At 39.1% G+C, this 20051-nt stretch carries 7 protein-coding genes; 5 read left to right on the top strand and 2 right to left on the bottom strand.

All coding sequences use genetic code 11. The features are described from left to right. A partial coding sequence (locus AC1DG9_RS02860; protein ID WP_477634289.1) for an ATP-binding protein occupies positions 1–2026 on the top strand: 2026 nt, incomplete at its 5' end. Here AC1DG9_RS02860 and AC1DG9_RS02855 read toward each other — a convergent pair. Next, complete coding sequence (locus tag AC1DG9_RS02855) at positions 2011–3339, bottom strand: sigma-54-dependent transcriptional regulator (protein ID WP_172661894.1); 1329 nt, start codon at positions 3337–3339, stop codon at positions 2011–2013. The genes AC1DG9_RS02860 and AC1DG9_RS02855 overlap by 16 nt on opposite strands. 211 nt (positions 3340–3550) lie before the next feature. Between AC1DG9_RS02855 and AC1DG9_RS02850 the strand changes: the two genes are divergently transcribed. The 3 genes from AC1DG9_RS02850 to AC1DG9_RS02840 all read left to right on the top strand — a co-directional run bounded on the left by AC1DG9_RS02850 (position 3551) and on the right by AC1DG9_RS02840 (position 6597). Continuing rightward, entirely contained in the window at positions 3551–4057 is a 507-nt protein-coding gene (locus AC1DG9_RS02850; protein ID WP_477634288.1) for a GbsR/MarR family transcriptional regulator, read from the top strand. Between the two features lie 304 nt (positions 4058–4361). Continuing rightward, positions 4362–4799: an RrF2 family transcriptional regulator gene (locus AC1DG9_RS02845; protein ID WP_048903680.1), complete on the top strand. Its 438-nt coding sequence runs from the start codon at positions 4362–4364 to the stop codon at positions 4797–4799. Positions 4800–4998: 199 nt separating this feature from the next. Continuing rightward, entirely contained in the window at positions 4999–6597 is a 1599-nt protein-coding gene (locus tag AC1DG9_RS02840; protein ID WP_288884094.1) for a S8 family peptidase, read from the top strand. Between the two features lie 45 nt (positions 6598–6642). Here AC1DG9_RS02840 and AC1DG9_RS02835 read toward each other — a convergent pair whose 3' ends face one another. After that, complete coding sequence (locus tag AC1DG9_RS02835; RefSeq protein WP_477634287.1) at positions 6643–9177, bottom strand: hypothetical protein; 2535 nt, start codon at positions 9175–9177, stop codon at positions 6643–6645. Between the two features lie 250 nt (positions 9178–9427). On the opposite strand from AC1DG9_RS02835, the gene AC1DG9_RS02830 reads away from it, so the two are divergent. Next, the gene (locus AC1DG9_RS02830; protein WP_477634286.1) at positions 9428–20050 is read left to right on the top strand and encodes an Ig-like domain-containing protein; all 10623 of its coding nucleotides are present in this window, start codon (positions 9428–9430) and stop codon (positions 20048–20050) included. Position 20051: the final 1 nt, after the last annotated feature.

Genomic DNA, 20051 nt, shown 5'->3' with positions numbered 1-20051 from the left:
GCAGGCAGACAGTACCATTCTTGCTACTGAAGAAAAGACATCTACAACAACTATTTATCCTAATGAGGATAAGCCAAGAAGCTTTTTTGGGAAACTTTTTGGTAGAAAGAAAAGTGAGAATGATAACTCCATAAGAATTGTAAGTGAAGAAAAGGTAAAAAGAGATACGATAGCGTTATCTGCTGAAGAGAAAATGGCTAGTGATTTGAAGAAATCATTGAAGATTATTGAAGATGATCAAAAACAAAAGAATGCTAGTTTTTTAAATAGAGAAGCTGTGCTTGCCAATGCCAACAGTGTACTAATTAGTCAGATGTTAGACGTTTTAAGAAAGGTTGAAAGCGAAGTGGTAAGCCAAATAGAAGTAAACGGGATTCAAGCAAAAAAGGTTGTAAACACTGGAATCAATACAATCTCATTAATTATGCTTGTTTTTCTGGTGTTGACAGGAGTGCTGCTATATCTTATTTTAACGGATATTACCCGAAGTGGGCGATATAGGAATGAGCTTGAATTGGCAAAGGATGAAGCAGAGTATCATGGAAGGGCCAAACAACGTTTTCTTTCGAATATGAGTCATGAGATTAGAACGCCGCTTCAATCAATAATTGGTTATGCCGAGCTGATTAAGCAGCAAGAATATCCACAGTCTAAAGATATTGATGCTATTTATCACTCGTCGGAACATTTGTTGCAAATTGTTAACGAAGTGCTGGATTATAACAGAATTATATCAGGTAAGTTCACTTTCTCTAACAAAGTGTTTGACGTGGGGCAACTTTTAGCTGAAGTTATTTCTGTAATGAGACCACAGGCTGAGGCTAAGTCGTTGAAAATGGTTGCTGATTTTGATTTGAAGGGACTTAAATATATTTATGGAGATCCTTTTAGATTAAAACAAATCCTTTATAACCTATTGGGAAATGCAGTTAAATTTACTMAAACGGGAGAGATTGTGCTTTCAGCATTTTACAAAAGACAAAATGAAAATGTCCATTTTACATTCATTGTAAAAGATACGGGTATTGGACTTTCTGAAGAAGATGGCAAGGTAATTTTTAACGAATTTGAGCAGATTAACACCATTGAAAGTGAAGTGGTAAATAGTACCGGGACAGGGCTGGGATTAACGATTATAAAATCGCTTGTTGAGAATCAGGGAGGGAGAATTTATGTTAAAAGTAAGGTAAATGAAGGAAGTGCTTTTACTGTGTACCTGACTTTTACTTATGCCAATGAACCAGAGGTTGACAATACTCAGCTCTCGGTGTACGAACCATTGTCGCATCATAAAGTATGGATTGTTGACGATGATCAGTTAATCCTGGATTTATGTAAGATTATCTTTAAAAAGAATGGTATAAGTTATAGGAGTTTTAACTCTCCAACCCAGTTATTAAATGCAGAATGGGACAAGACCGTTAGTTATGTTTTAATGGATATGCGAATGCCCGAAATGGATGGTATAAAGCTGTGTAAACTTTTGAGAGAGAAGGTGGGGAATGATGTAAATATATATGCCATTACTGCTCAGGTTTTGCCTGATGAACGTGCCTTTTTATTAGAGAATGGTTTTGATGGTATTGTAATGAAGCCGTTTAGAGAGGCAGAACTTTTAGCCGCACTTCTTGAGCATCCTGGCCATATCGAGCCTTTATTGCATGAGTTAGAACTTGACTTGTCGTCATTAAAAAAAATGACTTATGGCGATACGGAGCAGTTGAATAAAATTCTTTTGAGATTTAAAGAAGATTGCCAGACTGATGGTGATGAAATTAGACTGGCAACAGCAGAAAATGATTTGGTCGTATTGCGTTTGCTGACACACAGATTGGCTGGGAGAATAGCTCAGATTGGCTCTAAGGATTTGGCAAAGGAATATAGGGAGTGCGAATTGAAATTGAATACTAGTGCACAGCTGGATGAGCCTTTAAAAGGTGAAATAATGTTATTGCTTGAAAAACTGAGTGGACTTTTAGACAAAATTGATGAAGAATTGAAAAAGCCCGATTATTCAATTTCGTAACGTTCCATTTTGCTGTACAGCGTTTTTCTATCGATATTAAGCAATTTGGCTGCCTTTGATTTATTGTACTTCACCTTTACCAGTGTTTCCATTATAAGTGCCTTTTCATTGACTTCATTAATTGCCTTAAGGTCTGACCCGCTAGGTTTAGGGGTTTGATTAATAGCAACAATCATTTCTTCCGGTAAGGAATCTACTTCGGCAGTCTCGTTTGGAGTTAACAATACCATTCGCTTAATTACGTTTTTAAGCTCTCTTAAGTTTCCCGGCCAGTCGTACTGAAGCAATAATTCCTTTGCAGGGGAAGATATATTTGAGACATTCCGCTGTAGTTCAGCATTTGATAACTTAATGAAATGATTGATAAAAAGCTCCAGGTCTTTTCCGCGATCTCTTAATGCCGGGAGATGAATTTTAAATTCATTAAGACGATGGTATAAATCTTCTCTGAATGATCCATTGCTTACACTTGCTTTCAGATCGTCGTTTGTAGCTGTAATAATGCGGACATCAACTTTGATGGTTTTAGTGCTTCCAACAGGCTGTATTGTTCTCTCCTGAAGCGCCCGGAGTAGTTTTACCTGAACCTCATAACTTAGATTTCCAACCTCATCTAGAAAGAGAGTTCCTCCACTGGCTATTTCAAATTGACCCTTTTTATCATTTAATGCTCCGGTAAATGCTCCTTTTGCATGACCAAAGAGCTCACTGGCTGCAAGATCTTTGGAAAGCGCGCCACAATCTATTGCTATGAAAGGCTTGTTTTTGCGCTTGCTTTGCATGTGCAAGGCCCTTGCAGCATATTCTTTACCGGTTCCACTTTCTCCTTGAATAATGACAGACATATCTGTGGGTGCAACCAGGTTTATATGTTCATATAACTTGTCAGCAATCGCACTTTTACCTTTTATTGCATCTGTGTGCTCTACCGAATCGGTTGTGCTTTCTGACTCTTTTTTACCCAAAGCATTATTGATAATCATTAACAATTCCTCTGGATTGACTGGTTTAGTAATGTAATCGAAGGCGCTAAGCTGAATAGATTTCACAGCAGTTCTTACATCATTAAAACTCGTCATGATGATAATTGGCTGTAGCGAACCCTTTTCCCGAAGATGGGCCAATACATCCAGACCTGTTCCATCAGGTAAACGATAGTCGACTAAAAGTAAATCGAAGGTTTGTTTTTCCAGTATTTGGAAGCTTTTTTTTACTTCGTTTATAGCTAATGGCTCGTGCCCATGCTTTGTTAAAAAGCCCTCTAGTATCTGAGAGAAAGTTAAATCGTCTTCAATAATGAGTATTTTCGCCATAGGGATTAAGCAGGTAAATATTAGCAAAAATACAAAAGCCAGACGAAATTTGGCTTTTATTCGACACAAATTGCTAACAGTTGACTTTTTGCGACCTAACTCTCGTTTTAATCTATAAGTTGATATTTTAAGAAGAAAGGTGGTTTGTTTTTGTGGTTATTTAAACTTTCAGTAATTTTTGAACTTTTGATATTTAAATCTATTTTTGAGTATGGAATTATCAGAAGGAAGATTGAAATTTATTGAAGCCTGGGGTAAATTGGGCTCTGAATGGGGGATTAATAGGACTATGGCTCAGATTCATGCTTTACTTCTTATTTCACCTGAAGCATTAACCACTGAAGAGATTATGGAAGAACTTACTATCTCCAGAGGAAATACCAATATGAATTTAAGAGATTTAATTGGATGGGGGCTTGTAGAGAAACAGCATAAATCTGGTGAACGTAAAGAATATTTTTATGCAGACAAGGATACATGGAACATTGCCCGGCAAGTGGCTAAAGAAAGAAAAAAGCGTGAGTTKGATCCTATAATTAAACTTTTAAACGAGTTATCTGAAGTGAAGGGCGATGATAAGGATCGAAATTATAAGACATTTAGAAGTTCAGTAAAGGATATAAATAAACTCGCAAAAAATGTAAATAAGACTCTGGAAACAATGTTAAAGGCGGAGGAGAGTTGGTTCTGGGGGTCTATTTTTAAAATATTCAAATAGATTTTCTAAATTTTCAATATAGATTGAAAATTTAGAAATGTGTTTTGTTTTAATAGGCGTCATTAAAACAGCGTGCAGATTTTAGATTTAATGAATTTATTGCTTTCCATAGACCTTTGTTGGCTTTGCCGTTAGTTTACCTGAATGACAAATGATTATTCCTTAGGGAATCAGCAGGCAGGACTTAAAATAATGTTCGGCAAAAACCATAGATTATACTATAAAAACACAATTTGTTAACTATTTAGTTAAATTATCTTTGATGAAGCTTTACTATACTTATATCTTTTCTTAGCTTTGTTATATGCTGTCTAAGAAAACGAAATATGCGATAAAAGCACTGGTTGCTCTTGGTAAGAACACCGGTAACCCTCCAATGCAAATAGTCAGATTAGCTGAACAGGAAATGATTCCGAGAAAATTTTTGGAACAGATCCTGTTAGATATGCGTAATGCAGGATACCTTTATAGTAAAAAAGGTGCCGGAGGTGGCTACAGTTTAAATAAAGACCCCCAAGATATATTTCTTGCTGATATCCTGCGCATTACTGATGGACCAATAGCAATGGTGCCATGTGCAAGTTTGAAGTTTTATCGCAAATGTGATGAGTGCCATGATGAAGTAACTTGTGGTATTAGAAAAACATTTATAGATGTAAGAAATGCCACATTGAACGTATTGGCACAGACTTCCATAGCTGATGTGATCGCTCGAGAGACTGACGAAAACATTGTTTCTTAAATCATGTCGATTAAGTAATTTTATGAAATGACGATTCAATTATAGTATTCTCTTAAGATTGGAATACATTTTGCTTTTGTTATTTTAGAAAACCAGATATGAAATATCTGGTTTTCTCGTTATATCGGGTGATAATCACACATTTGTTATTAATACCCTGAACTTTTATTTAATTAACTTTGTTTTAAAACTTATATATATGATTAAAAAGAACATGAGTAATTTTTCTAGTCGGATGCTTGGAATGTCTTTATTGATGATTATTCCTTTTATGTCGTTCGCTCAAAAGCCTAATTGGCAAAACCTGGATCTTAAAGCAGATTCTACATTTGGAATTAGTACGCAAAGGGCATATACTGAATTATTGAAAGGTAAGAAATCTACAAAAGTAATTGTTGCTGTTTTAGATGGTGGGGTTGATATTAATCACGAGGATCTGAAATCAGTAATCTGGATAAATAAAAAGGAAAAGGCCGGTAATGGCAAGGATGACGATAAGAACGGTTACGTTGATGATATAAATGGCTGGAACTTTTTAGGCTCTAACAAGGGATCAATCAACTATGAAACATTAGAGTTGACCAGATTGGTGCGAAGAGATAGTGCTAAATTTGGTAAAGCAGATGCAACTTCAGTTCCCGCAAGTGATCTAACTGCTTTTGAGGCATATCAGAAGAACAAAGCAGAACTTGACAAAGAGTTAGCTGAAGCAAAGGAAGGATTAGAGAATTATTCGGCTATTAAATCTGCTATTGATGATTTAGTAAAGAAGTTAGGGAAAGATAAGCCTACTGTTGAAGATATTCAAGCCTTTAAACCCTCTTCTGATATCGAAACAAACATTCAGAGAATATTATTGCAACAACTAAAAAATACGACCTTCGATGAGTTTTATAATGCTCAGATATTGGCAGGTTATGAACATTTTAAATCGCAGGTTGATTATAATTTAAATCTTGATTATGATCCAAGATCCATAGTTGGTGATGATCCTAATAATAGCAAGGAGAAGTTCTATGGGAATAATGACGTAGCTGGACCAGACGCCAGACATGGATCTCACGTTGCGGGTATTATTGGTGCGGTTAGAAATAATGATTTAGGTATTGACGGTATAGCTGATAATGTAGCAATTATGGCTGTTCGTAGTACCCCAAATGGAGACGAACGCGATAAAGATGTTGCAAATTCAATCCGTTATGCGGCGGACAATGGAGCGAAAGTTATAAATATGAGCTTTGGTAAATCTTATTCGTGGGATAAGGCAATTGTTGATGAAGCCGTTAAGTATGCCGTTTCTAAGGACGTTCTAATTGTACATGCAGCAGGGAATGATAATGAAAATCTGGAAGTAGCTAAAAATTATCCAAATCCAAATTACGAAAATGGAGGAACAGCCACCTCATGGATTACAGTAGGAGCATCTGGACCAGCAAATGATGAAACCATAAAAGCTAGTTTTTCGAATTACGGAAAAAATACGGTTGATGTTTTTGCTCCAGGAGTAAATATAAACTCTACTGTACCTGGTTCTAAATATGAAAAACTAAATGGAACAAGTATGGCTTCTCCAGTAGTGGCTGGTTTAGCTGGGTTAATTCGTTCGTACTATCCTAAATTAACCGCAATTGAGGTCAAAGATATCATCATGAAATCAGTTGTTAAGGTAGAACAAAACGTTACGATTAAGGATAATGATGATACGACCAAAACCGTACCGTTCTCAGACCTTTGTGTTACAGGGGGGATAGTGAATGCATATAATGCATTAAAACTTGCCTCTGAATATAAAAAATAATATAAGAAGATGCTACCAGTCTTTAATTACTGATTGGTAGCATTTCTAAAATCTTTTTGTTTCATTTGGCAAAACGAATAAATGGTGAGATATACTATTATCTTCCATAAAGCAGAGACGTTCGTATTTATATTCGTTAACTTTTACAGGATCTTTAAGCGCAGTAAAAATCTCAATAATAAGATTGTATACACTTAAGGAATTCATGTTCAGCTGATTTCTCTTAAATAGCTCCAAACATTCATTACAGTAATTGAAAGCCATTGTGTACTCTCTTCTGTTTTTAGCTTGATAAGCTTGCGTTAATTTGATGATTGATTCAGTATATTTTGTGATCCTAAATCTGGATTTATTATCTGCTAATGAAACTAKAATCGATTCTAATCTATCCGTATTTTTATCAGAATTTATTCTTGAGCTCACAAGGGCAAAAATTGCCATTAAAAAAATTGCCATAGGTGCTCTTTTCGAAAGGGCTTTAGCATGCTGAGTGGAAATTGCATTAATAAGGTGCTGTGTGCTCGCGTTTTCTTCAAAAAGCTGATCTAAAATAATAATGAGTAAATAAGAAATGGCTTGTTGAGGACTTACATCATTAGGGTCTTGCATTAAAATCAGTGCTTCAATATCATTGAAAGTAAGTTCCTCCTGAGAAGAAGATACACCCATGATTTTTGCATGAATCATAGAAATAATATTATGAGGAGCTATTAGCCATTTGGCACTCTTAAATTGAGCTAATATTTCGATTCTTTCCTTAATAAGTTTCGTATCTAAGCTTAAAATATCGAAGAAGGCCAATAAAGAATGATATACTAATAGATTTTCATTTGTATCAACTACTTTGATAAGGACTGTTATTGCTTCTTTATAGCAAGAGTCTATAAAATCAAAGTTGATGAGCTCTTTGATTATGATATCATGAAGCTGATGCTCTCTTAATAATTTGATAGTTTCAGGACTGTATTTATTCCGGTATTCTAAATTCTCGGCAATAAAAAAGATTAGATAATTCTTTTCGTAGTTATTGAGCTCAAGATTAAAAATGTTAGTTAAAGACTTAAAATCGCCAATTCTTATAATAAATCTGATCGTCCACTGCAGGAGCTGGAACCTGGCATTGGTATGCTTATATTCCTCTTTAATGTAATCAAAGAAAGAACTGTCTACCTTTAGATGAAATTTTTCTAAAAGTTCAATGAATAGAAAATACTCAAAAATATGAGGATGAATAAAACGAACGTATTCCCGTGGGTGGAATTCTTGCTGGCTTTTTTCTTCCATGAGTATTCCCTCCGATAAGAGTTCCATGTATGCATTTTTGAATGCCGACAATTCACTTATAAGGTCATCTTTTGGTACAGAATTGCCTTTTTTTCCATAATCTGTTAACTGAATTATTTTCTTTAGGAAAAGGATTTTTTCAGTATAATAATTCGATCTGTATATCTTGTCTTGAATAAAACGAGATATTAACTCATAGAAAGTGATATTTGTAGAATAGTTAAAGTAAGGATCTTCCTCTTTTAACTGGTAATAGAGCTGAATATGAAATGGAAATTTTAATTGAGCCTTAAGTTTTGAATTGATTCCTTTCGGATCGATTTTGTTAATTTTTGTTAGAATTGAATCAACTTCTTTTTCTGTAAGCGGAGGTACATTTGAAACGTCGTTAACATTAAAGTAATTTCCAGGAAACCACTTCGTTTTTAAGTATGCGGAATGCCTTATGCGATCATAAAATTTGATCCAAGTGGTGGATCTCATACTCATCACCAATTTAATACATTCATTATCTTCAATATTGCATATAAAATTAATGATGCTTTCGAACAGCTGTTTTTTAAGATCGGCCTTGACCACTAATTCCGAAAAGCCATCAAGAAAGATTACGAATTTCCCCCCTGAGGCATTATAATTTTGCTTAATGTAGCTAACTAGACTGTCCTTAGGATGAATTCCCAATTGCAACTTTAATTGATCTTCAAAATTTGGAGATATATGGTCTTTGTTAAAAAAACTATAGGCTGTAATGAAAAGCAGGGTAGAGTCTTTGTACTCCGGAAGATCACTGGTAAGAAATTTTTCGGCCAGGTGGCTGAGTAAAATAGTTCTGCCATAGCCAGGTTGGGAAATAAAACAAGTGAAGCTGTAGTTATTCTTAAAGAAATCTTCAAAATCGTGTTCGGCAAATTTTCTTCCTATTGTCAATTCATATGGCATTCCAGAACGATTCCTTACACTTTTGAGTGTGAAGTCGGTTACTTTGGTCGCCTTATCGTGAATTTCTTTCCATGTACGAAGGGAAGTTTGCTTGCTGAGGTTTAATGAGCTATTTCCGATTTCAGCATATTCTTCATTAACATACTCTGATAGTGTAGTTAAGGTAAATTTGGAGAAGTTGTGTTTAACCATAGCAAAGCCGAACAGCCTCTTAATGGTTGTTTCACTAACATTCTTGTTCAATGTCTTGCTGATCTCAATTGAAATTCTTTTACAATCTGCAGGTGTGATGGTTCGAATTCCTGTTTTGGATAGAATTAAGCTTTTGAGTTCGTTTAAGATAAATGTTTCATCCATACATTATAATTGAGCGTCAAATTCTTGAACGAAACGAATATAATGGTTTATGTAGGAACAATGAATATTTCTTCCGTGGATAAAAAATGAACGTCAATGAATTTATTTTGTAATCATCTGTTTTACAGAGCGTTAATTGTTTGACCTTGGGTTTGCTTGTTTTTTTTATTCAAAAATGAACAAAATGAATGACAAATAAGGGTTTTGGGGCCTTAAATGAACAATTCGAACGTGGTTTACGATCTAATCTATGAGTAAAATTGTACCAAGTAAATTAGATAATCTCAATCCCTCTCCTATGAAATGGACATCTACCCTACCAGGAAATCTTAAAAAGTCTATTCTTGTTCTTATAAGTATTATAGCAATAACGTTATTAAATACAAAATCGTATGCGCAAGCAAAACAACGTGTATATGCTAGTGCCGACAGAACAGGTACTCTCGGCCTTTGCCTCATCTGTGGTGTTGACAATAGAGGAAATGCAATAGATGCAACTGGTGACTTTTTAAATACTGCATCAACTATTTCAGTTGGTGTTGGTGTCGCAGGACAGCAGTATCAGGAACTTATTTTCCCTAACGGTAACTTACCTACCGCAACCACCGGTTCTGTAGTTAAAGTTTCAACTGGAGGTCTATTAAGTGTAAGTGCATTAGGGGCGATAACAGTTCAGGCTTTTGATGGCACTACTGCGGTTGGAAATCCGGTAGATGCGGGATCGTCATTATTGAACCTTCTTGCAAGCGGTAATCAGGCAGAGATTTTTGTCCCTGCCCCAGGTGTGGCTTATGATAGAGTTCGTGTTAAGGTAAATGGTGGATTGCTTGCAGTTGCTGCTAATATTAATGTATACCATGCATACTTTTTAAAGGATGCGATAAACGGAGCATGTGATGCTCCAGTTGAAGAACTTCATGGCATCGTTGGAAATATTGCTGCGCTTGGAGCAGTAGTGGATCCTAAAAATGCAATAGATGGAAGTGAAGCAACAAAGTCTGTTTTAAATGCATCAGTAGGGGTTGCGGGTTATGCTCAGCAAACCATTGTGTTTTTAGGAAATTCCGTAATCGGAGATTCTGTTCGCATGGTAGTATCGACACCTGCTGCATTAATTGAAGCACAGCTTTTAAATTCTATTTCAATTCAAACATTTAACGGAAATGTTCCAGGTGCGGTAGTCGCGGGATCCGGTGGGCTCTTGAATTTGAGATTACTTAGCGGTGGAGGGAATACCGCAGTGATTACATTCGCACCTACAACACAATTTGACAGAGTACAATTAAGGTTAGGAGGAGTGTTAAGTGTTTTAGCTTCTATAAATCTACATGAGGTTAGCAGAGTAATGCCTACAACTACGGAAATAAATGGAGTTGTTAGTAAATCTGCAGTTGTCTGTATTAATGATCCTGTCGTTTTAAAAATAAATGGCCCACAGGCGGGCGCAACTTATACATGGTATACCCAAGCTTCCGGGGGTACTGGTACTGCTGGGACAACTTTTACACCGACAAATCTAAATACGGGTATAAATAAATTCTATGTAGAGGCTAAGCGAACCGATTGTACGAATACATCACCTCGCACTGAAGTAAGCATAACTGTTAATGATCCGATTCCGCCGGTTGTAACAGCGCCATTGCCTATATGTAATGGTAGTACGGTTACCCTGCAGGTGGATTCGCCTGTCCCCGGACAGACATACAAATGGTATGATGTTTCTACAGGGGGCACAGCTCTGGCCACTAGTACAACTTTTAACTCACCAGCATTAACTGCTAATAAAATATATTATGTTGAATCGGTAATTGGAGCTTGTGTAAGTCCAAGGGTTGCTGTAAATGTATCGGTAAGTCCTGTTGTTGCGCTTGCCGTAATAACGACTAATAATGAAGTTATCAGTGCAGGGCAAACAGCCACACTTCAAGCAACGGCCGACCCGGGCAATACCATTAAATGGTATGCAGCAGCAAGTGGCGGAGCATCATTAGCTACCGGACCAAGCTTTACCACTCCGGCTTTAGCAGCAACTACTACTTATTATGTAGAGACTGAAAGTGCATCAGGTTGTGTGAGTTCTTCAAGAGTAGCGGTGAAAGTAACCGTGACGCCGATATCAACAGGTTTACCTTGTAATGCAGCAACAGCACAGCAAAGTGGTATAGATGGTATCTGTTTATTATGCGGAGTTGACAATCCTGAAGCATCTACTGACGCGAATACTACCAATTTCACCAGCCTCCATTTGGCGGTAGGTGTAGGGGCAACCGGTTATCAGCGTCTGATTTTTGCAAATCCTGGTATTGCAACTGATAGTATCCGTATAGATATAGAAAATCCAAATGGCTTATTAGATTTATCTCTGCTTGGTGGAATAACCGCAAAGGTTATGAATGGAACTACAGATGTAATTTCATATCCACTAAATTCGTCATTATTAACCCTTCGATTGCTAAGTGGAAATAGAGCAAAAGTTACTATTCCTGCAAGTGCTGTTTATGACAGAGTAGAAATTCGTTTCGGTGCATTGGTTTCTGCTTTAAGCAGTTTAAATATATACGGTGCGGAAGTTATTTATCCTAATCCGACAGTCACCTCAGGTGATCAGTCGATCTGTTCGGGYAGCACTGCTGTACTGAAAGCCACTGCYAACGGAGGTACTACTTTAAGATGGTTTGCTACGGCCAGCAGTACAACAGTACTTGCCACCGGAGAGACCTTTACTACCCCTGCACTGACTGCTACTACTACCTATTATATAGAAGTAAGCAAAGCTGGTTGTGCAAATGTAGAGCGTGTACCTGTTAAGGTAACGGTAACTTCAACACCAACTGCTCCTACGGTAGCAGCTGCAGGTCCTGTTTGTTCTGGATCTTCGGCAACACTATCAGTGAGCAGCCCAGTAGTTGGAATAACGTATACCTGGTATTCTGTTGCTACCGGCGGAACGGTACTGTTTACAGGAAATAGTTTCACTACTCCTGTATTATCTGCAAATACAACCTATTATGTACAAGCTTCAGCAGGCACCTGCACAAGTGCAACGCGTACAGCTGTAGCAGTTACGGTTAATCCGTTGCCAGCTCAAGCAACTGTTAGTACAAACAATGTTTCAATAAGCTCTGGGCAGACAGCAACTTTACTGGCAACTGCAAGTGCAGGAGCAACTATCAATTGGTATGCTGCACCAACCGGAGGAGCTACACTCGCAACAGGTGGCAGCTTTACAACCCCAGCATTAACAGCTACCACTACCTATTATGTAGAAACAGTTAATGCTAGTGGATGTGTTAGTTCCGCAAGAGTTCCTGTTACTGTTACTGTAGTCGGCGGGCCAGTTAATCCAAACTGTAATGCGGCTAATAGCCAGCAAAGTGGCATCGAAGGTATATGTCTGTTATGTGCTATAGTTGATCCAGGTAATTCTGTTGATAATAACTTCACAAATTATACTTCAATAGCGCTTCCAGTAGGTGTTGCTGGTTCAGGGTATCAAAGATTGCTGTTCCCAAGCTCGGGTGCTGCAACCGACAGTATCCGTCTGGATCTTGAAACTCCGACCGGCTTAGCAGATGTAACGGTGTTAGGTGGTATTCAGGTAAGAATAATGAATGGCACATCCGTTGTTAAAACCTATGATCTTAACGCTTCGTTGCTATATCTGAAACTATTAAGCGGTAATAGATTTTCAGCGACATTACCGGCAACGGGCATCTACGATAGAGTAGAAGTTAGGGCTGGTGGACTTGTGTCAGCCWTGGTAAATCTACGTATTTATGGAGCTGAAGTGATTTATCCAAATCCAACTGTTTCTGCAACTGGCCAAACAATCTGTTCAGGATCGGCAACAGTTCTTTCTGCAGCTGCAAACGGTGGAACAACTTTAAGATGGTACACAGATGCCACAGGTGGAACTTTGGTTCATACCGGAGAAAACTTTACAACCCCTGTATTGACTGTAAACACAACTTATTATATAGAAGTTAGCAAAGGAAGTTGTGCGAATAAAACACGTATTCCTGTTACAGTTACTGTAACTACTGCTCCGGCTAAACCTGTAGTAGCTGCAGTCGCCCCTGTTTGTTCAGGGTCTTCAGCTGTAATTCCAGTTACAAGCCCGGTAACAGGCACAACTTATAAATGGTATACTGTCGCAACAGGTGGAACAGCAATTTTCACTGGTGCAGTATTTACAACACCAGCGTTAACTGTAAATACAACTTATTATGTTGAAGCAGCGAACGGTACCTGCGTAAGCGCTACACGTACGGCGGTTGCTGTAAGTGTAAACCCACTTCCGGTGCTACCACAGATTCAAGCATCTGCTACAACAATTAACCCAGGTCAAACGGCTATATTGACAGCAACGTCTGCAGATGCAAACGTTATATTCAAATGGTATACGTCTGCAACTTCAACAACAGCCATTGCAACGGGACCAACTTACGTAACTCCACCACTTACTGCAACAACTACGTATTACCTGGAGGCAACTTCTAGTACTACGGGTTGTTCAGCACCAAGTCGTGTTCAGGTAACAATTAATGTAAATGGTGGCGGTAGCCCGAACCCGGTTCCTTGTGAAGCTCCAACTTTAGAAGAGCATGGAGTGAGGGGTGTTGCACTTCTTTCGGGGGTGTTTAATCCTGAATTAGCTATAGACAACAATACCAAAACCGGATCTTCTTTAGTCCTTGCAATAGGTGCATTAAATGCATCAGTTTATCAACGTTTGGGCTATTCGAGTTTGTCAAATATTGGTGATACTGTGCGCGTATTGTTAAGTGCCCCAGGAAAATTACTTTCATTGGGCATTCTTTCAAGCATCCGTGTGGGTACTTATGAAAATAATACAAATAACAATGATGGTTTAGCAATAAACGATCCTCTGGTACGTGTGGAATTGTTAAGTGGAAACACTGAAGCGCTAGTTTCATTTGTACCAACAAAAAGATTTAATAAAATTGAGGTTAGCGTAAATTCAGGACTTGCAGGAGTACTGACTACTGTTGATGTAAACTATGCACAACGCGTTCCAGTGGCTCCTGAAGTAACTGTGCCGAATGTTACAGCTTGTGCTTCTCAAACAGCTACACTCACTGTACTAAATCCTAAGGCAGGTATCACATATAAATGGTACAATGCAGCGGGAGTATTCCAGGCAAATGGAACTAGTTTCACAACACCTGCTTTAACTGCTAATACAAGATATTTTGTAGAAGCAAATACTGCCTCTGGTTGTACAAGCTATAGAACTGCAGTCAATATTACAGTTACACCTACACCTCAAACGCCTGTTTTGGTATCAAACGATATTAATACCTGTTTGGGTAACGATGTTACTTTAGCTGTAAGCAATCCGCTTACCGGAATTACTTATAAATGGTATAATAGTACAGGTGTATACCAGGCAGGTAAAGATGGAGTAACCTTTACAGTAACAGGTGTTAATGCAGCTACCAGCTATTCCGTGTCTGCGGTTAATAGTTGTTTAGTTGAGTCTGCAAAAGCAACGGCTAATATTAAAGTAGGTACACTGGATAAACCGGTAATCACACCGGCATCTGTTACTGTTAGATCAGGCGCTCGTGCAATTCTTACTGCTACCTCAAGTACAGCAGGTGCATTGTTTAAATGGTATGATTCTCCAACTTCAACAACAGTTCTTGCCACTACAGCTGAGTACACCACAGACCCATTAATAAATACAGGAACTGTTGATATCACAAGAACTTTCTATGTAACTGCAGAGTTAGCTTCAGGATGTCCGGCTTCAGCAAGAGCGTCAGTAGTGGTAACTGTTACCCCAAATGCATCTCCGACAGACATTCCTTGTGAAGCTGCGACCGTGGATCTTGGATATGGGGTTGATGGTTTGGGCATACTAACAGGGGTATTTAACCCAGAAAAAGCAATCGATGATGATGCAGAAAGTGCCTCTTCATTTGTTATGCCAGTTGGTGCATTGGGCGCCTCAGTTTATCAAAAAGTTGGATTTACAAGCCTATCTAATGTTGGTGATACACTTCGCGTTCGCGTAAGTTCTCCTGGTAAATTATTGTCGCTATCAATTTTATCTTCTGTAGAATTAACAACACTGAAAGCAGGCGTTAGCAATAACGATATGATTGTTGTTAGCAATCCGATTGTTCACCTTGAACTGCTTAGCGGAGACAGAGGCGCAATACTTTCTTTCGTTCCTCAGAAACAATTTGACGGAGTAGAGTTAAGAATAAGATCGGGTGTTGCCTCGGTTCTGAATACACTTGATTTTAACTACGCTCAACGTGCTATTGTTGCTCCAACTGTTCAAAGCGCCACAGTTAGTGCATGCGCCGGTACTTCAGCTACCTTATCTGTACAAAACCCAATTGCGGGTATTGTGTATAGATGGTATAAAGGAACTGAGTATTTAACCGGCAAAGACGGTGCAAGTTTAACCACTGATCCAACACTTGCAGCAGGTACCTATGATTATTTCGTACTTGCATTACGTAATGGCTGTCAAAGTGCTAAAACGAAGGTAACAGTTACCATCCTTGCATCACCAAATGCACCAGTGGCTGCAACAGGAAACCCTGCAACTACTTGTCCTAATACTCCGGTAGCGTTAAAAGTGAATCCTGTAACAGGTGTTACCTTCAACTGGTACGACGCGTTAACAGGCGGTAACCTTTTAGCTTCAAATACCGACACTTATACTACTCCTGCAGGATTATCTGTAGGCAAACATGACTTCTATGTAGAGGCGGTAAATGGTAACTCATGTGTAAATACAACGCCACGTACTAAAATTACATTAGAAGTAAATCCAACAGCACTTCCAACTGACATAACTGTTGCCGGAGCCAATGTACCTTTCTGTGCAGGAACAGAAGCAACACTAACGGCTACAAGTACCACCGTAACGTCACCTATATTTACATGGTATAAAGATGCAGCGTTAACTGATGTGGCCTTTACAGGTGCAACATTTAAAACTCCTGTACTTACTGTAACCACAACTTATTATGTAACGGTAAGAGGTGCAAATAAATGTGAGAATACTGCTGCTGCCGCTAAAACAGTGACCTTAACAGTTAACCCACCTGCAACAGCAGCTGATCTTGCGGTAAGTGGAGCTGACGCACCATTCTGTGCAGGTACGATAGCTACATTAACAGCAACTACAACTACTGTTACCAATCCGGTATTTACATGGTACAGCGATGCTGCGTTAACTAATCAGCTTTTTGAAGGACCTGTTTATAAAACACCGGCTCTGACCGCATCAACAACGCTTTATGTAACAGTAAAAGGTTCTAATAAATGCGAAAACTTAAGTTCAGGTGCAGAAATTGTGACCATAACAGTGAACCCTCCTGCAACTGCGGCAGACATTGCCGTTAGCGGAGCAGGAACACCTTTCTGTGCTGGTGCAATAGCAAATCTTGTCGCCAGCAGTACAACAGTAACAAATCCTGTGTTTACCTGGTACAAAGATGCGGCCTTAACTGATGTTGCATTTACGGGAGCAACATTTAAAACACCAGCCCTTACTGCAACTACTACTTATTATGTTACCGTTAAAGGAGGCAACAAATGCGAAAATGCCGCAGCAACAGCTAAGGCAGTTACTTTAACTGTTAACCCGCCTGCACTTGCTGCTGATATAAGTGTAGCTGGGGCTGATGCGCCATTCTGTGCGGGCAATACCGCTAAATTAACGGCAAGCAGTACAACGGTTGCCAACCCAGTGTTCACCTGGTACAGTGATGCTGCGTTAACAAATGCGGTGTTTACCGGAGCAATTTTTAACACTCCGGCACTTACCGCAACCAAAACCTACTACGTTACAGTTAAAGGATCTAACAAATGTGAAAACACTGCAGCAACGGCTAAAGCAATCACATTAACAGTTAATCCTCCAGCTTTGGCAACAGATATTAATGTAAGTGGAGCCGATAAACCATTCTGTGCAGGTACAACTGCTAGGCTAACTGCAAGCAGTACAACAGTAACCAACCCAGTATTTACCTGGTATAGTGATGCCGCATTAACTGATGTGGTATTCACCGGAGCAATATTCAATACACCAGCGCTTACAGCTACTAAAACTTATTATGTAACYGTAAGAGGTTCTAATAAGTGTGAAAACGCAGCAGCKAATGCTAAAGTTGTAACCTTAACTGTTAACCCACCTGCAATAGCATCTGATATTACAGTGGCGGGTGCAGGGGCGCCGATTTGYYTSGGAACAACTGCTAAATTAACAGCAAGCAGYACAACAGTAACTGATCCGGTATTTACCTGGTATACTGATGCTGCGTTAACCAATGCAGTATTTACCGGAGCAGAATTTACTACTCCAGTGTTAACCGCAACAACAACTTATTATGTAACTGTAAGGGGATCTAACAAATGTGAAAACACTGCATCAACAGCAAGAGTGGTTACCTTAACCGTAAATCCTCCGGCAGTGGCTTCAGACATAAGTGTAGGTGGTGCTGATGATCCGATTTGTGCTGGCACAACAGCTAAATTGACTGCAACTACTACAACAGTGACCAACCCTGTRTTTACCTGGTACAGTGATGCTGCGTTAACCAACGCTGTATTCACGGGAGCAGCCTTCACAACACCTGTGTTAACTGCAACTACCAGTTATTATGTAACTGTAAGGGGATCTAACAAATGTGAAAACACCTCATCATCAGCAAAAGTGGTTACGATAACCGTTAATCCACCGGCAACAGCCGCTGATATCAATGTGGCAGGAGCYGATTCTCCRTTCTGTGCAGGTACTTCAGCTAAGTTAACTGCAAGYAGTGTAACGGTAACTAATCCAGTATTTACCTGGTACAGTGATGCCGCCTTAACCAATGCAGTATTTACCGGAGCAGAATTTAATACACCATTATTAACTGCCACCAAAACTTACTATGTAACTGTAAGCGGCGACAACAGATGTGAAAACACAGCTGCTACAGCTAAGACTGTTACTGTAACGGTTAATCCACCGGCCACAGCAGCTGATATTGCTGTAGCAGGAGCGGGCTCACCATTCTGTGCAGGTGCAACTGCTAAGCTAACCGCAAGCAGTACAACAGTAACAAACCCAATATTCACCTGGTATAAAGATGCTGCGCTAACCGATGTAGCATTTACCGGAGCAGAATTTACTACTCCAGTATTAACAGCAACCACTACTTATTATGTRACMGTAAGAGGCGATAACAGATGCGACAATACAGCAGCCACAGCTAAGGTTGTTACCGTAACGGTTAATCCACCAGCCACAGCAGCTGACATTGTTGTAGCAGGAGCAGGCTCACCATTCTGTGCAGGCACAACTGCCACGCTTACAGCAAGCAGTACAACCGCTACTAATCCGGTGTTTACCTGGTACAGTGATGCAGCATTAACCAATGCAGTGTTTACCGGGGCAGAGTTTACTACTCCGGTGTTAACAGCAACTACAACTTACTATGTAACTGTTAGGGCTGCTAATAAATGCGAGAACACTGCCGCAACAGCAAAAGTGGTTACAATTACAGTTAATCCTTTACCAGAAACACCAGATGTTGCTAGTGCAGGAACAAGTATATGCAGCGGCGAATCAACTGTGTTAAAAGTAGCTAATGCTGAGGCAGGGATCTTGTACCAATGGTACAGTGAGTTAGCAGGAGGAACATTATTATTTACTGGTGAAGAATTTACCACACCAACCTTAACTACTAATACAGATTACTACGTATTGGCAGTAAGTGCTTCAGGTTGTGGAAATGCAACTGGTAGAACTAAAGTAACAGTAACTGTTTCACCAAAACCACAAACACCAATTGTAGTTTCAGCAGTTGTAGATGCCTGTATAGGAACTCCGGCTGTATTGAGTGTTTCAAGTCCTCAAACTAATGGAGTAACCTACAAATGGTATACTACTCCAATTGCTGGAACAGCTGTTGGTACAGGCACAAGCTTTACTACGCCTGCAATCACAACAACTACTACATATTATGTTGAAGCTTCAACAGCATCTTGTGTAAGTACGGGTCGTACAGCAGTTAAAGTAAACGCTTCACCAATTCCTACAGCGCCACCTGCAATATCAGGAGCTGAAGGGCCATTGTGTTCAGGTACAACTGCTACACTTTCAGTAACCAATCCAGATGCAGCGCTTACTTATAGCTGGTATACTGCAGCAACCGGAGGAACTTCAATTGCTCAGGGTGTAACATTTACTACACCGGCTCTAACAACAACTACAACTTATTATGTGGAAAGTAGCAATGCAACAGGATGCTCAAGTACAACACGCACATCAGTTGTGGTAACTGTACTAGGTAAACTTGAGGCACCAGTGGTTACTGTTAAAGAGAACAAAGCAACAGAAATAACATTCCAGTGGAATCCAATACCAGGAGCAACTGCTTACGAAGTTTCATTAGATAATGGACTAACATGGGTTGCACCTACAGGTGGAGCGACTGGAACTACTTATCTGGTAGCTGGTTTGAAACCTGATCAAAGTGTAACAATAAGAGTTAGGGCTAAAGGTCAGCTTGACTGTCAACTGAGTGACGCAACCAGCTTAACTGCTAAGAGCGATAATCCTCTAGGAAACACAATTTTTGTCCCTAATACATTTACACCAAATAATGATGGTAAAAATGATATTCTGTACGTGTACGGAAATACAATTGCAAAAATGAAGTTGCGTRTATACAATCAATGGGGACAATTTATTTACGAATCATTAAACATTCAAAATGGATGGGATGGAACGTATAAAGGTGATATACAGCCGAACGGTGTGTATGTGTATTTCCTGGAAGCGGAATTTAATGACGGGACTAAAACCACTAAAAAAGGCACAATAACCCTATTAAGATAAA

The sequence above is a fragment of the Pedobacter sp. 05L430 genome, from assembly GCF_056397585.1.
This window is presented reverse-complemented; position numbering and strand designations above follow the sequence as displayed.